The organism is Salinisphaera orenii subsp. orenii MK-B5 (genome assembly GCF_003788635.1).
GTDB classification, from domain to species: Bacteria; Pseudomonadota; Gammaproteobacteria; order Nevskiales; family Salinisphaeraceae; genus Salinisphaera; species Salinisphaera orenii.
The window spans coordinates 221274-236550 of the sequence record NZ_AYKH01000012.1; the positions used below are offsets into that span (position 1 = coordinate 221274).

The window sequence follows — 15277 nt, forward strand, 5'->3', positions numbered from 1 at the left end:
GCTTGGGGCGGGGACAACCGTTGCGCACTGCCGCATGCGTCGAGACAGGGGGATTAGAATGCAGGATTCATCGACACCGGCGCAGATGCGATCATGATCAGCGCGATAAGCCGGCGTTTCGACGCCGCGATCTGGGAGCCCGAACTGGAGCGCCAACGCGGCGCCCGGCGCTGGGGCATCACTGCGGCGCGGCTGGTGCAGGTGCTGATCCGCGACATCCAGCACGGCGAGATCACCATGCGCGCCATGGGGCTGGTCTACACCACCCTGCTGTCGCTGGTGCCGCTGCTCGCACTCGCGTTCTCGATGCTCAAGGCGTTCGGCGTGGACAGCGCGCTGCGCCCCACCCTGCAGCGGTTCATGGCGCCGCTCGGCGGGCAGGGCGATGTGATCGTCGACCAGATCGTCGACTTCGTCGAGAACGTCCAGGTCGGCGTGCTCGGCGCCCTGGGCGTCGTCTTTCTGATGTATTCGGTGATCTCGCTGATCCAGAAGGTGGAGGCCGGCTGCAACTACATCTGGCAGGTGCGACACGCGCGCTCGCTGGGGCGACGCTTCACCGAGTATCTCAGCGTGCTGATCGTGGGCCCGATCGTGATTCTCGCCGGCAGCAGCATGACCGCCTCGCTGACCAGCAACACGGTGGTCGACTATCTCGCCGACATCGAGCCGTTCGGCACCTCGCTGTACGTGGCCGGCCGGCTGGTCCCGTACCTGCTCTACAGCGCGGCGTTCACCTTTCTCTACGCCTTCATGCCCAACACCCGGGTGCGGCTGCTGCCTGCGCTGGGCGGCGGCGTGTTCGCCGGGGTGCTCTGGCAGACCGCCAGTCTGGGCTTTGCCGTGTTCGCCAAGAACGCCGGCAACGTCAACGCGATCTATTCCAGTTTCGCCATCGTCATCCTGCTGCTGATCTGGATCTACGTCTCCTGGCTGATCCTGCTCATGGGCTGCCGGGTGGCCTTTCTTCTGCAGCACACCGAGCAGCTCAGCCGACGCCCCTACCCGCCGCGCCTGGGCGCGGAGCGTCGCGAGCAGCTCGCCCTGCTGATGATGGGCCTGATCGGCCGCAGCTTCCTGCACGGCGACACGCCCTGGCAGGTCGAACGGATCGCCCACGAACTGCGGGCGGCGCCGGATCACGTCTACGATGTCGTCGACCAGCTCGTCGACGCCGGCATCCTGCTCGAGACCGGCGAGGACAGCGTGACCCTGCTGCCGCGACAGGACATCGAATGCGTGACCCTCAACGGGATCCTCGACGCGGTCCGCGCCGGCGATGCGGCCGCGGCACTGCGCCCGCGCGATGCCGTCGCCCATCGGGACGTCACGGCCTGGATCGAGCGCAAGGAAAAGGCGCGGCGCCGGGTCTTCGACGGTCTGACGCTGCGCGCGCTGGTCGCCGACGAGGACGCCGCCATCGCCCCGACCGGCGTCGGGGCCGGTCACTGACGCCGCCGCGCCACATCGAAGGGAGAGCGCCATGAACAAGAACTGGCTCGAGCACTATCCGCCCGGGATCGGGCACACCATCGACACCGACGACGACGCCACCCTCGTCGGCATCATCGACGCCGCCTGCCGCGACTATGCCGACCGCGACGCCTACAGCAGCATGGGCAACACCATCCGGTTCGCGGACGTCGACCGGCTGTCGGCAGCGTTCGCGGGCTATCTCCAGCAGGTTCGGGGCCTGCAGCCCGGCGAGCGCTTCGCGATCATGATGCCCAACTGCCTGCAGTACGTCGTCGCGCTGTTCGGCGCGCTGCGGGCCGGGCTGACCGTGGTCAACGTGAACCCCCTCTACACCGCGCGCGAGCTCGAGCATCAGCTGACCGACGCCGACGTCCGCACCCTGCTGGTGATGGAGAATTTCGCCGCGACGCTGGAAAAGATCTACGACAGCGTGCCGGTCGAGACCGTGATCACCACCCAGCTCGGCGACATGCTGGGGCCGGTGCGCCGCGTGGTGACGAATTTCGTGGTCAAGAAGATCAAGAAGATGGTCCCGGCGTGGAATCTGCCGGGCGCGGTCGCCTTTCCCGATGCCCTGGCCGAAGGCCGCGGCCAGACGTTCCGGCCCGTGGCCGTGCGCGGCGAAGACCTGGCCTTTCTGCAGTACACCGGCGGCACCACCGGCCCGGCCAAGGGCGCGATGCTCACGCACGCCAACGTGGCCGCGAACGTACGCCAGTGCCAGGCGTGGTTCGCCCCGCAGATGAGCGAGACCGGCGAGACCATCATCACGGCGCTGCCGATGTATCACATCTTCGCGTTGACCGTGAACACGCTGGTCTATTTCTCGATCGGCGGGCACGGCGTGCTCATCACCAACCCGCGCGACATGCCCGGGTTCGTGAAGACGCTCGCACGGCATCCGTTCTCCGCGATCACGGGTGTGAACACGCTCTACAACGGTCTGCTCAACACCGAAGGGTTCGACAAGCTCGACTTCTCCCACCTGAAGTTCTCGATGGCCGGCGGCATGGCCACCCAGCAGGCGGTGGCCGAGCGCTGGTACCGGGTCACCGGCCGGCCGATCATCGAGGGCTACGGCCTGTCCGAGACCGCGCCCGTGGTCACCTGCAACCCGCTCGATGTGGAGCGCTTCAATCATTCCATCGGCATGCCGCTGCCCTCGACGGACGTCGACATCCGCGACGACGACGGCCACAGCCGTCCGCCCGGCGAGGCCGGCGAGCTGTGCGTGCGCGGCCCCCAGGTGATGCGCGGCTACTGGCGCCGGGAAGACGCCGACACGGAGGCCTTCACCACTGACGGCTTCTTCCGCACCGGCGACATCGCACGCCAGGACGAGGCCGGCCTGTTCTACATCGTCGATCGCAAGAAGGACATGATCCTGGTGTCCGGCTTCAACGTGTATCCCAACGAGATCGAGGACGTGATCGTGGCGCACGAGGGCGTGCTCGAGGCCGCCGCGGTCGGCGTGCCCGACGAGAAATCCGGCGAGGCGGTCAAGCTGTTCGTGGTGCGGCGGCGCCCGGATCTTAGCCTGGAGGAGGTCCGACGCCACTGCCGCGAACACCTGACCGGCTACAAGGTGCCCAAGCACTACGAATTCATCGACGAGGTGCCGAAATCCAACGTGGGCAAGATTCTCCGCAAGGAATTGCGATAACGCACGCAAACCCGCAGCCAACGTGCAGGCTTTGGCCGCCAGCCTGCTGATATACTCGAAAAACCGGCGCCGCGCCGCGTCGCCCGAAACCGCAGCGCAAGAGGAGATGCCGTGGACAAGATCTGGCTAGACCGCTATCCGAAGGGTGTCGTCGCCGACATCGAGACCGACAGCGCCCGCACGCTCGTGGAGGTCATCGAGGACAGCTTTCGCGAGTTCGGCGACAGTCCGGCGTTCAGCAACATGGACTGCGAGATGTCCTATGCGGAACTCGATGCCCACAGCCGTGACTTCGCGGCCTATCTCCAGAACGAACTGGGCTTCGCCAAGGGTGATCGCGTCGCGATCATGATGCCCAACCTCCTCCAGTACCCGATCGCGCTGTTCGGGATCCTGCGGGCCGGCATGGTCGCGGTGAACGTCAACCCGCTCTACACCGCGCGCGAGCTCGAGCATCAGCTCACCGATGCCGGCGTGCGCGGCATCGTCATCGTGGAGAACTTCGCGGCGACGCTGGAACAGGTGGTCGACAAGGTGGCGCTCGAGGCCATCATCACCACCCGCATCGGCGATCGTCTGCCCGGGCTCAAGCGCCATCTCGTCAACTTCGTGGTCAAGCGCGTCAAGCGCATGGTGCCCCGCTTCAACCTACCGGGCGCGGTCTCGCTCAACACCGCACTCAAGAAGGGCGGGCAGCAGCAGTTCAAGCCGGCCGGCGTGGGGCCGGACGACATCGCCTTCCTGCAGTACACCGGCGGCACCACCGGCCTGGCCAAGGGCGCGATCATCCTGCATCGCAACATGGTCGCCAACATCGCCCAGGCCCAGGCCTGGCTCGACCCGTGGACCGAAAAGGGGCGCGAACGCATCATCACGCCGCTGCCGCTCTACCACGTGTTCGCCCTGATGGCGAACTGTCTGGTCTTTCTCCAGCAGGGCGGCAAGAACGTGCTGATCACCAATCCGCGCGACATCCCCGCGCTGGTCAAGGAGTTCGACAAGCACAAGCCGACCGCCTTCACCGGCGTGAACACGCTGTTCAACGCGCTGGTCAACGACGACGGCTTCGCCAAACTCGACTTCTCGGATCTCAAGATCACCCTCGGCGGCGGCGCGGCGGTGCAGCGCGCAGTCGCCGAGAAATGGAAACGGATTACCGGCGTGCCGCTGATCGAGGCCTACGGGCTGACCGAGGCGTCGCCGGGCGTGTGCATCAATCCGCTGGACATGACCGACTACAACGGCTCGATCGGCCTGCCGCTGCCGGGCACCGACGTCTCCATCCGCGACGACGAGGGCCACGAGCTGCCGGCCGGCGAGCCGGGCGAGCTGTGCGTGCGCGGCCCCCAGGTCATGCCGGGTTACTGGGACAAGCCCGAGGAGAACGAAGAGACCTTCTTCGGCGACTTCCTGCGGACCGGCGACGTCGCCAACTACGACGAACAGGGCTTTTTCTACATCGTCGATCGCAAGAAGGACATGATCCTGGTCTCCGGCTTCAACGTGTATCCCAACGAGATCGAGGACGTGGTCGCCCAGCACCCGAAGGTTCTGGAGGCGGCCTGTGTCGGCATCCCCGACGACCGTTCCGGCGAAGTCGTGAAGGTCTTCGTGGTCAAGAAGGACGACAGCCTCACGGAGAACGAGCTCATCGATTTCTGCCGCAAGGAGCTCACCGGCTACAAGGTGCCCAAGCAGGTGGCGTTCATCGACGAACTGCCCAAGAGCAACGTCGGCAAGATCCTGCGCAAGGAACTTCGGGGCACCTAGCGCCGAACGCTCGAATCCCGGCCCGGGCGGCGATGATCGCTCGGGCCGGCCGCCGCGAGAGCATCCGCCGAAGGCCCGGGCTAATACCCCAGACCGAAGGCGGCGTAGCCGACCGCCAGCGCCGGCAGCGCCGAATAGGCCGTGGCCAGAACGGCCGCTTTCGGGGCCAGCGCGATGGCCGGGAAAAGCGCGTCGCCGTCGTTGCTGATCGCATTGGCCAGCAGCGCCGACATCGGCATCGCGCCGCTGAGATACAGCGTGGTCAACAGGATCTGCGGGCCGCAGCCGGGGATGAAGCCCACCAGCACGCCGACCAGCGGCGCCAGAGGCCCGACCACGGCAAACCAGGCTTCGGGATCGACACCGCTGAAGACCACGCCGAACTCGAACAGCAGAAAGGCAGCGATCACCCACACGGTGACGAAGTTGGTATCGGTGCGCGCGCAGCGCACCCATGCCATGGGCCCGACGTTCGACGCCGCGCCCCGGCCGTTACCGTGGCCGGCATTCGACAGGGGTGAGAATTCGCCGTATGTCCCGCTCGTCCCGGCTTCGCGCTCGCCGAGACCGCCGGCCCATAGGGTCACGGCCAGCATCGCCCCGGCAAAGCCGAGCCAGGTGGCGGGCTGATACGCGGCCCAGGGCCCGAACCAGGCGTTCGGATCCTGCTGGAAGGCGATGAGCAGCGCGAACGGCACGCCAATCGCCCAGAGCGCGGCCCAGAGGCCGTCGATCACCGGCGGGACCGGCCGCCCCGCACCCGCTACAGCGGTCGTCGGCGCATCGTCCTCGGCCCGTCGATGGCGCAGAAAGTCACGGCCGTGGATCGCCTCGACGGCCCAGCCGCAGAGCACGGCACTCGCGCCGCTCACCGCGAACACGACCACCGCAGTCTCGGGTGCGGCGGCGATCAACAGGAAGGCGGCATCGCCCATGGTCGCGATCAACACCGCCACGAGGGCGCCGAAGCCGATGCGACCGTTCACGAACTGGGTGACGACCACGATCGCACCGCCGCAGCCGGGCAGCATGCCGAGCGCGGTGGCGATCGGCACCTGCCCGACGCGCGCTTGGGCGATGCGCTCGCGCAGGTCGACGGCAAACCAGCGTTCGACCGCGAACAACAGCATCAGCGTGCCGGCGACGAACACGCTGACCTGGAGATAGGCCTCGGCCAGCGTATCGCGCACGAGCGCGCCGCTGTCGCCGCCGCCAAGCACGGCGGCCAGCAGCAGTATCGGCACCGACCAGCGCCAGGCGCGGCCACCGAACGCCTCCGGCAGGCGCTGCCAGACCCCGTATATTGGCGCGAACATCGTTTCCTTCATGAGCGTCTTAATTTTAGCCTTGGCTAACTCTTGACGCCCAATCTATCCGACCCCGTGCGCTGCGGCAAGACTCGCGATTAATCGTTGGATGTTCTAACCCGGGGCCTGTCGATAGGTCCTAGCCTTCGGCGTCCTCGCGGATCATGTCGGCGGCCTTTTCCGCGATGGCGGTCGTCGGCGCATTGGTGTTGCCGCCGACGAGTGTCGGCATGATGGAGGCATCGACCACGCGCAGGCCCTGAATGCCGTGCACGCGCAGGCGGTCGTCGACCACCGCCGCCGCGTCCGATCCCATCCGGCAGGTACCCACCGGATGGTAGATGGTCTCGGCCTTGTCCCGGACGAAGGCCTCGATGGCGGCATCGTCGGTCACGGTCTCGCCCGGCTCCAGTTCGCGCTCGCGGTGGGCGGCCAGCGGCGGCGCCCGCATGATGGCGCGCCCGGCTTTCACCGCGCGGACCATCTGCGCGAGGTCGTCGGGATGATCCAGATAGTTGGGATCGATCAGCGGGTCGGCCGCCGGATCCGCGCTCGCCAGCCCGATGCGTCCGCGCGATTTCGGCCGCAGGTCGCAGACCCGCAGCGTGTAGCCGTGATGCTTGATCGTGTTCCAGAGATTATGGCCGTGATCCTGCTCGACGGTGGCGATGAAGTGCAGTTGCAGATCGGCCTGCGCGCGATCGTCACCGCTGCGCGCGAAGCCGCCCGCCTCCGCGACGTTGCTGGTGAGCTGGCCGCGATGATGGACGAAGTACTGATAGACGGCCCGCGGCAGGTCGACGAACAGGAATCGCGGTCCGAGCCGCAGGCTGAGCCGGGTCCGTTCGAGGTCGATGATGCTGACATCCAGATGATCCTGGAGATTGCGCCCGACGCCACGCAGCTCGTGAACCAGCGGAATGCCGTGCGGTTCGATCTCCTCGCGCGGACCGATGCCCGACAGCAGCAGAAGCTGCGGCGAGTTGATCGCTCCGCCGCAGAGCAGCACCTCGCGCCGGGCCTCGACCGTGCGGTCTCCGCCCCAGCGGCCGCGGCGATAGGTCACACCGACCGCCCGGCGCCCTTCCAGACGAATTCTCCGGACCCGCGCACGGGTGATGACGGTGAGGTTCTCGCGATGGGCCACCGGATGCAGGAAGGCATCGGCGTTGGAGCAACGCCGGCCGTTGTCCTGGGCCACGCTGTAGAGACCGACGCCCTCTTCGGTGGCACCGCCGAAATCGTCGTTGCGCGGATAGCCGCAGGCCACGCCCGCTTCGATGAAGGCACGGCTGAGCGGATTGACGTGCCGCGGCGCACTCACGCAGTAGGCGCCGTCGACCCCGTGGTATTCACTCTCGCCCGCCTCGCAGCGCTCGGACTTGCGAAAATAGGCCAGCATCTCGGCGAAGCCCCAGCCGCGGTTGCCGAGTTCGGCCCAGTGGTCGTAGTCGGCGGCGTTGCCGCGGGTGTAGCACTGGGCGTTGATCGCGCTCGATCCACCGAGCGTCTTGCCGCGCGGCCAGAACATCCGGCGGCCGCCGAGATGCTTCTGCGGCACGGTGTAGTAGGCCCAGTTGAACATCCGCGACCACATCAGGCCGATGATGCCGATGGGCATGCGGATCAGCGGATTCCAGTCCGAGGGGCCGGCCTCCAGCAGGCAGACGCTGACGTCCGGATCCGCCGAGAGCCGATTGGCCAGGACACAACCGGCGGAGCCGCCGCCCACGATCACGTAATCGAACGTCTGCTGCTGCGCGGCCACGGCGGCTCCTTCGGCTGAAAATCCGCATTTTTACATACGCGTCAGCTCAGTGTTTGGAGTCGGGCAGCGTGATGTTGAGCTCGAGCACCTCGAGATCGCCCTCGCGCTCGATCTCCATCTGTACGGCGTCGTCGCCGACCTGAACGTACTTGCGCAGCACGGCCAGCAGATCCTGCTGCAGCTGCGGAAAGTAGGCCGGCTGATCGTCATGCCCGCTCCGGCGATGGGCGACCACGAGCTGGAGCCGCTCCTTCGCGTGCTGTGCCGACCCTTTCTTCTCGGACCGGAATACATCGAGCCAACCCATGGTCTACCTCCCCATCAGACGATCGAGAAAACCCTTCTTGGCCTCGGTGAAACGCATCGGACGGTTCTCGCCGAGGAAACGCGCCACCATGTCGAGGTAGGCGTGCCCGGCATCGGCGTTGTTCTCTAGGGCGACCGGCATGCCGGAGTTGGAGGCGTTGAGCACGGTCTCGGACTCGGGGATGACGCCCAGCAGCGGGATGCCGAGAATATCGTTGATGTCCGACAGCGACAGCATCTCGCCCTTGCCGACGCGGTTGGCCGCGTAGCGGGTGACCACCAGATGCTCCTTGACCGGATCGGCACCTTCCTTGGCGCGCTTAGTCTTGGAGGAGAGCATACCCAGCACGCGATCCGAGTCGCGCACCGAGGAGACCTCGGGGTTGGTCACCACCAGCGCCTCGTCGGCGAAATACATCGCCATGATCGCGCCGGTCTCGATGCCGGCCGGCGAATCGCAGACGATGTAGTCGAAGTCCTCGGCGAGCTTGTTGAGCGTGCGCTCCACGCCCTCCAGCGCCAGCGCGTCCTTGTCGCGCGTCTGGGAGGCGGCGAGGATGTAGAGATTCTCGACCCGCTTGTCGCGGATCATGGCCTGCTTGAGATTGGCCTCGCCCTGGATCACGTTGATGAAGTCGAACACGACCCGGCGCTCACAGCCCATGATCAGGTCGAGGTTGCGCAGACCCACGTCGAAGTCGATGACGATGGTCTTGTTCCCACGCATGGCCAGGCCGGTCGCAAAGGACGCCGCGGTCGTCGTCTTGCCGACCCCGCCCTTGCCGGACGTGACTACGATGATTTTTGCCACTCGTTACTCCTGCAATTCGATCGTCAAGTTGTCGTCGTCCAGACTGACCTGCACGGCCCTGGAACGCACCCCCTCGTCTATGGCGTCGGCCACTTTGTAGCAGCCGGCGATGGCCACCAGGTCCGGTTCGAACCGGCGGCAGAAGATGCGGGCGTCGGTGTCGCCGGTGGCTCCGGCCAGCGCGCGGCCGCGCAGCGCCCCGTAGATGTGGATATGGCCGTCGGCGAGCACCTCCGCGCCCTCGCTGACCGAGGTCGCGACCACCAGATCGCCGCCGCGGGCGTAGATCTGCTGGCCGGAGCGCACCGGCCGCGTGACCAGGCGCGTCGGCGTGCGCGAGCCGGCCTCGCGCTCGCTCGACGGGGCCGGCGCGGCCTCGGGTTCGCCGGTGCGCGCCGGCTCGGGCGCGTCCGTGGCCGTGGTGTCGCGCTCGGCGGCCGCGCGCGCGGGCGAATTCAGTACCCCGAGACCCGCGCGCGTCGCGGCCTTCGCGGCAGCGTCACTGGGATCGAGCACGCCCACGACGAGCAAACCGGCATCGCGGGCGGCATCGCGCACCCGCGCGAGCTCGGGCAGTTCGCCGGGCAGCGACAGCAGCACGGGCATGCGTGCGAAGAAATCGGGCGTGCGCTCGAGTTGCCGGGCGATCTGCTCGGCGATGCGCTCGATGTCCGTGTCACGGATCTCGAGCACCGTGAGGGTCATCATCCGGCCCTTGAATACAACACCGGCGCCCGCTGCGGTGGAGGTGTCCGCCATGCTCGGATCGTATTGGAAACAATCCGCGAGTCTACCACGCCGAAAGCCGCTGTCAGGCGATTTTCAGCGCGTCGGACGACTACCGATGCCGCGTTCGGGCCGCGCTTTCGGCCCGCGAATTGCATCACCGCGGTGTACAGTAGCCACACCCACTCGAGCGCTATCGATCATGACCGACTTCTGGGCGGGCTATCGCAGTCCGGGTTTCTTCGACGAGCTGTTCGACGCGCACGGCGCGCCGCGCGATGGCGCGCGCGAGCTGACCGGACAACTCGAGGCCTTCGGCCCCGAGGAGCTCGCCAATCGCCGGGCCGCTGCCGATCTGGCGATCAAGTCCACCGGCATCACCTTCACGGTCTATTCCGATGCGGGCATGATCGATCGAGCCTGGCCGTTCGACGTGCTCCCCCGCACCATCGCGGAGCACGAGTGGCGCCGGGTCAGCGACGGCCTGCGCCAGCGGGTGAGCGCGCTCAACCGGTTCATCGCCGATCTCTACGGCGACCAGCGGATCATCGCCGACGGCGTGCTGCCGCGGGCGGTCCTGGATCAATCCGTGAACTTCCGCCCCGAATGCGTGGGCATGCGTCCGCCGGGCGACATCTGGGCGCATATCTGCGGCTCCGACCTGGTTCGCGACGGCAACGGCGAGTTCCACGTACTCGAAGACAATCTCCGCGTGCCTTCGGGCGTGTCCTATATGGTCGAGAACCGCCTGGTCTCGAAGCGCGTGTTCCCGGAACTGTTCGAACGCCATCGCATCCTGCCGGTCGACGACTATCCCAGCGAGCTGCTGGATGCGCTCAACGCGCTCTCGCCCCGGACCGGCATCACCCCGAACGTCGCCCTGCTGAGCCCCGGCGTCTACAATTCGGCGTTCTTCGAGCACGTCTGGCTGGCGGGCCAGATGGGCGCGGAACTGGTGCAGGGCACCGATCTGTACGTCGATCGCGACGACTGTGTCTACGCCCGCACCATCTATGGCCCGCAGCGGGTCGACGTGATCTACCGCCGGGTCGACGACCTCTTTCTCGACCCGGACGTGTTCCGATCGGACTCGATGCTCGGCACGCCGGGCCTGATGCGGGCCTAGCGCGCGGGCAAGGTGGCCCTGGCCAACGCCCCCGGCGCCGGCGTGGCCGACGACAAGGTCGTCTACGCCTTCGTGCCCGAGATCATCCGCTACTATCTGGGCGAGGAGCCGAAGCTGCCGAACGTGCCCTCCTGGCTGTGCATGGACCCGGAACAGCGCGAGTACGTACTCGCGAATCTGGACACACTGGTGGTCAAACCGGCGAACGAATCGGGCGGCTACGGCATGCTCATCGGCCCGCGCGCCACGCCCGCCGAGCGCGAGCGCTTCGCCGACTTGATTCGCGCCAATCCGCGCAATTACATGGCCCAGCCGACGCTCGCCCTGTCCACCGCGCCGACGCTGGTGGACGGCCGGGCGGCGCCGCGGCATGTCGACCTGCGGCCGTTCATCGTCTCGCGCCCGGACGAGGACGCGTTCGTGACCATGGGCGGGCTGACCCGGGTGGCGCTGCGCGAAGGCTCGCTGGTGGTCAACAGCTCCCAGGGCGGCGGCAGCAAGGACACCTGGATCGTGCAGGACGGGGACGCCTGAGATGCTCTCGAGACTGGCACAGAACCTGTTCTGGGCGGGCCGCTATCTCGAGCGGGCCGAATCCGGCGCGCGCCTGATCAACGCGACCACCCTCCTGCTGCTGGACCTGCCGCGCCAGACCGAGTTCGACTGGCGGGCACTGGTCGAGATCGTCGGCGCGGAGGCCCTGTTCGCCCGCCACTATCCCGATGCGACCGAGGAAAGCGTGATGCGCTTTCTGTCCAGCGACCGCGACCACCCGGGCTCGATCGCCAGCTCGCTGGCCCACGCCCGGGAGAACCTGCGCCACACGCGCGACCGGATACCGCGCGAGGTCTGGGAGGAGGTCAACGGCCTGCATCTGTACATGGCCGACGAGGGCCAGCACATCGAACGTCGGCTGGCACGCAGCCGGGTGATGGAGCGGGTGGTGCGGAGCGGCCGGATGGTGGCCGGGCTGCTGGAGTCGGGCATGAGCCGCGACGCCGCCTACGACATGCTCCAGCTGGGCATGGCGATCGAACGCGCCGACATGACCACCCGCATCCTCGACGTGCGCGCCTCCGACCTGCTCGCCGACGATGTCGCCGACCTGCCGCCCTACCAGACGGTGCAGTGGATCAGCGTACTCAAGTCGCTGAGCGCCTTTCAGATGTACCGCCGCCACGTGCGCACGCGGGTCACCGGCGCGGGCGTCGTGCGCTTTCTGCTCACCGACACCGCCTTTCCCCGCTCGCTGCGCTACTGCCTGGCGCATGCCGGCCAGCGGCTCGCGCGCCTGCCCGAACCCGAACCCTGCACGCGCCAGCTCGACAGCGCCCTGGCGGTGCTCGAACAGGCCGAGATCAGCGCCCTCACCGGCCATCGCCTGAGCGAATTCCTCGACCGGATGCAGATCGAGCTCAATCGCCTGAACGATGCGATCGGCGCCCGTTACTTCAGACCCTGAGCCCGCCCCGCTCGAGAGCCACACGGCCGAACCTTCACCGATGCGCGACTTCTACTGCCAGTGCGGCAACACCCTGTTCTTCCGCAATACCCGCTGCCTGCAGTGCGATCGCCGGGTCGGCTTCGCCCCGGGCGCCGGCCGCATGACGGCACTGGAACCGCTGGGCGGAGGCCTCTGGCAGGTCCCCGGCGCCGGCCGCATTCAGGGCGCGGTCTATCGCCTGTGCGACAACGCGACGCGCCACGCCATCTGCAACTGGCTGATCCCCGAAGCCACGCCCCACGCACAGTGCCAGTCCTGCCGGCTGACCCGGACGCTGCCGGATCTGGACCAGCCACGTCACGCCGAACTCTGGGGCAAACTCGAGAGCGCCAAGCGCCATCTGCTGTTCAATCTCATGCAACTCGGCCTGCCGATCGTGGATCGGCGACAGGATCCGGAGGCGGGTCTGGCCTTCGATTTTCTCGCCGACCGCGACTCGACCACCGAGTTCACCCGCCCGATCGCAGGCCAGGCGCCGGTCAACACCGGCCATGCCAACGGTGTGATCACCATCAACATCGCCGAGGCCGACGACGTGGCCCGGGCCCGCATGCGCGAGCAGATGGGCGAGCACTACCGAACCCTGCTGGGCCATTTCCGGCACGAGATCGGCCACTACTATTGGAGCCGACTGGTCGCCGATGGCGGCCCGCTGGCGGCATGCCGTACACTCTTCGGCGACGACCGCGCCGACTACGCCGCGGCGCTGAAGCGCTATTACCGCGACGGCGCACCGGGCGACTGGCAGGCGCGCTTCATCACGCCGTACGCGTCGGCCCATCCCTGGGAGGACTGGGCCGAAACCTGGGCCCATTATCTGCACATGCGCGACACGCTCGAGACCGCCGTCGAATTCAGCCTGGTTACGCCACCGCCCTGGCGGCATGCCGCCGATGACTTCGACGCGCTCATGCACGGCTGGACCCAGCTCGCCATCGGCATGAACGCGGTCAATCGCAGCATGGGACTGCCGGACGCCTACCCGTTCGTCATCAGCGGGCCCACGCACGAGAAACTCGCCTTCATCCACTGCCTGGTCGCCGACCACGAAAGCGCGGCGGCATGACGCCGCGTGTCTACGGCATGCTGCTGACCGGCGCCGGCGTGCTCGCGCTCAGCCCCGACTCGGTGCTCATTCGTCTGCTCGACGCGGACGTGCCCACCACGCTGTTCTGGCGCGGCCTGGCCATGGCCGGCGGACTGTTCGCCTTCCTGCTGTGGCGCGACCGGCGCCGGCCCGCGGCGCTCGCATCGGCGCTGATGCACCGGAACGGCTGGGGTCTGGGGCTACTGTTCGCGCTGAGCAACATACTGTTCGTCAGTGCGATCAAGTTCGCCTCCGTGTCGGACACCCTCGGCGCCCTGGCCACGGCGTCGATATTCGCCGCGGTCTTCAGCGTGCTGTTTTTGGGCGAGCGCGCGCCGCCGCGCACCTGGATCGCGGCCGGTGTGATCGCCCTCGGCCTGATGATGATCGCCTTCGGCGGCGCCGGCAGCCTGTTCGGGCGTGCGCTCGGCATCGCCACCGCCGCGGTGTTCGGCGCCACGTTCGTGTTCATGCGGGCCATCGGCGAGGGCGACACGCTGCCGGGACTGGCGCTCGGCGGGCTGTTCATCGTGCTCGCCACAGCGCTGCCCGCCCAGCTGACCGACCTGTCCACCCAGAGCTACGCCGCGACCGCCGGCCTGGCCGTGATACTACCCGTGGCGTTCGGCCTCATCGGGCGCGGACCGCGCTATCTGCCGGCGCCCGAAGTCAGCCTGCTGATGCTGCTGGAAACCGTGTTCGGCACGCTCTGGGCCTGGCTGGTCCTGGCCGAGGCGCCGACCGGCACGACACTCGCGGCGATCGCGGTGATCCTCGCCACGCTCGCGGTCTTCTACTGGCGCGAGGGGCGGGTGAACCGCCAGGCCGCGGCCGAACTCCCGTGAGCCTGCTCGACCCGCCCAATCACTTCACCCTCGACGGCCTGGCGCACGCCGTGCGCGAGTCGGGCCCCCGGGCGGGCGAGCCGATGGTGCTGCTGCACGGATTCGCCGATACCGGCGCCAGCTTTGCCTCGCTGACCGCGGCCATCGATGCCGAGGCACCGGGGCGTTACCGGTTCATCGCGCCGGACTGGCGCGGCCACGGCGACACCGGCCACGCCGGACGCTGCTACTGGTTTCCCGAATACCTGGCCGACCTCGAGGCGCTGCTCGATGCCCTGCCCGGGCTGGCCGCGCCGATCACGCTGGTCGGTCACAGCATGGGCGGCCAGGTGGCCAGCTTCTACGCCGGGCTGCGGCCGGAGCGTGTGGCGCATCTCGTCACCCTCGACAGCCTCAACGTGCCCGACGCCGACAGCAGCCGGGCGCCCCGGCGCTACCGGCGCTGGCTCGACGCCCACCGCGCGCCGCCGAGCCACGCAGTGCACCCCGATCTGGCGACGGTATCCGAGCGCATCGGGCGCCGCTATCCCGAGCTCGACGGCGATACGCGGCACATGCTCGCCGCGCAGTGGACCCGCCCCGTCGACGGCGGACGGCAGTGGCGTTTCGACCCATGGCATCGGGCGCCCTTTCCGCAACCGTTCCGCATCGACGACGCCATGGCGATCTGGCGCGAGGTCCGCGCAGCCGTGCTCTGTATAGATGCCGAGGACTCACCGGCGAGAGCACTCGTGGCCGAGGCGGACATGGCCCGTCGGCGCGCCTGTTTCACCGACCTGACCCATCGCGTGATGCCGGGCTGCGGACACATGCTGCACCTGGAAGCACCCGAGCGCGTCGCGGCCCTCATCCGGGACTTTTTCGGCGAGACGCGCCGGGCCTGACCGG

12 protein-coding genes and 1 pseudogene are annotated in these 15277 nt (G+C 67.9%); 8 read left to right on the forward strand and 5 right to left on the reverse strand.

Going from position 1 to position 15277, the window contains the following annotated elements; genetic code table 11:
• Positions 1–93 precede the first annotated feature (93 nt).
• The 3 genes from SAOR_RS07935 (at position 94) to SAOR_RS07945 (ending at position 4909) form a co-directional block, all read left to right on the forward strand.
• On the forward strand, positions 94–1452 hold the full coding sequence (locus SAOR_RS07935; RefSeq protein ID WP_123630943.1) for a YihY/virulence factor BrkB family protein: 1359 nt from the start codon (positions 94–96) through the stop codon (positions 1450–1452).
• Positions 1453–1483: 31 nt separating this feature from the next.
• The gene (locus SAOR_RS07940; protein WP_123630944.1) at positions 1484–3139 is read left to right on the forward strand and encodes an AMP-binding protein; all 1656 of its coding nucleotides are present in this window, start codon (positions 1484–1486) and stop codon (positions 3137–3139) included.
• 111 nt (positions 3140–3250) lie between these two features.
• The gene (locus SAOR_RS07945) at positions 3251–4909 is read left to right on the forward strand and encodes an AMP-binding protein (protein ID WP_123630945.1); all 1659 of its coding nucleotides are present in this window, start codon (positions 3251–3253) and stop codon (positions 4907–4909) included.
• Positions 4910–4989: 80 nt separating this feature from the next.
• On the opposite strand, the gene SAOR_RS07950 is transcribed toward SAOR_RS07945, so the two are convergent.
• The 5 genes from SAOR_RS07950 to minC form a co-directional block, all read right to left on the reverse strand.
• A complete protein-coding gene (locus tag SAOR_RS07950) occupies positions 4990–6225 on the reverse strand; it encodes a putative manganese transporter (protein ID WP_185015596.1) in 1236 nt (411 codons plus the stop codon).
• 130 nt (positions 6226–6355) lie between these two features.
• On the reverse strand, positions 6356–7984 hold the full coding sequence (locus SAOR_RS07955; protein WP_123589757.1) for a GMC family oxidoreductase: 1629 nt from the start codon (positions 7982–7984) through the stop codon (positions 6356–6358).
• A 46-nt stretch (positions 7985–8030) separates the two neighbouring features.
• Positions 8031–8291, reverse strand: coding sequence for a cell division topological specificity factor MinE (gene minE, locus SAOR_RS07960; protein ID WP_123589758.1), 261 nt, complete (start codon positions 8289–8291; stop codon positions 8031–8033).
• A gap of 3 nt (positions 8292–8294) precedes the next feature.
• Positions 8295–9101, reverse strand: a complete 807-nt coding sequence (minD, locus tag SAOR_RS07965; protein WP_123589759.1) for a septum site-determining protein MinD — start codon at positions 9099–9101, stop codon at positions 8295–8297.
• A 3-nt stretch (positions 9102–9104) separates the two neighbouring features.
• Entirely contained in the window at positions 9105–9860 is a 756-nt protein-coding gene (gene minC, locus SAOR_RS07970) for a septum site-determining protein MinC (RefSeq protein ID WP_123630947.1), read from the reverse strand.
• 169 nt (positions 9861–10029) lie between these two features.
• Between minC and SAOR_RS17080 the strand changes: the two are divergent.
• The 5 genes and pseudogenes from SAOR_RS17080 (at position 10030) to SAOR_RS07995 (ending at position 15273) form a co-directional block, all read left to right on the forward strand.
• Positions 10030–11487, forward strand: a pseudogene (locus tag SAOR_RS17080) (circularly permuted type 2 ATP-grasp protein).
• A gap of 1 nt (position 11488) precedes the next feature.
• A complete protein-coding gene (locus tag SAOR_RS07980) occupies positions 11489–12415 on the forward strand; it encodes an alpha-E domain-containing protein (RefSeq protein ID WP_123589762.1) in 927 nt (308 codons plus the stop codon).
• Positions 12416–12455: 40 nt separating this feature from the next.
• A complete protein-coding gene (locus SAOR_RS07985) occupies positions 12456–13523 on the forward strand; it encodes a zinc-binding metallopeptidase family protein (RefSeq protein WP_123630948.1) in 1068 nt (355 codons plus the stop codon).
• Complete coding sequence (locus tag SAOR_RS07990) at positions 13520–14389, forward strand: DMT family transporter (RefSeq protein WP_123630949.1); 870 nt, start codon at positions 13520–13522, stop codon at positions 14387–14389. Before SAOR_RS07985 ends, SAOR_RS07990 begins: the two co-directional genes overlap by 4 nt.
• Positions 14386–15273, forward strand: coding sequence for an alpha/beta fold hydrolase (locus SAOR_RS07995; RefSeq protein WP_123630950.1), 888 nt, complete (start codon positions 14386–14388; stop codon positions 15271–15273). The genes SAOR_RS07990 and SAOR_RS07995 overlap by 4 nt, the downstream gene beginning before the upstream one ends.
• Positions 15274–15277 lie beyond the last annotated feature (4 nt).

Coding starts and splice junctions, on each gene's coding strand:
- minC (WP_123630947.1), bottom strand. CDS start 9,860: ATGGCGGACACCTCCACCGCAGCGGGCGCCGGTGTTGTATTCAAGGGC.
- SAOR_RS07935 (WP_123630943.1), top strand. CDS start 94: ATGATCAGCGCGATAAGCCGGCGTTTCGACGCCGCGATCTGGGAGCCC.
- SAOR_RS07990 (WP_123630949.1), top strand. CDS start 13,520: ATGACGCCGCGTGTCTACGGCATGCTGCTGACCGGCGCCGGCGTGCTC.
- SAOR_RS07940 (WP_123630944.1), top strand. CDS start 1,484: ATGAACAAGAACTGGCTCGAGCACTATCCGCCCGGGATCGGGCACACC.
- SAOR_RS07985 (WP_123630948.1), top strand. CDS start 12,456: ATGCGCGACTTCTACTGCCAGTGCGGCAACACCCTGTTCTTCCGCAAT.
- SAOR_RS07950 (WP_185015596.1), bottom strand. CDS start 6,225: ATGTTCGCGCCAATATACGGGGTCTGGCAGCGCCTGCCGGAGGCGTTC.
- SAOR_RS07980 (WP_123589762.1), top strand. CDS start 11,489: ATGCTCTCGAGACTGGCACAGAACCTGTTCTGGGCGGGCCGCTATCTC.
- minE (WP_123589758.1), bottom strand. CDS start 8,291: ATGGGTTGGCTCGATGTATTCCGGTCCGAGAAGAAAGGGTCGGCACAG.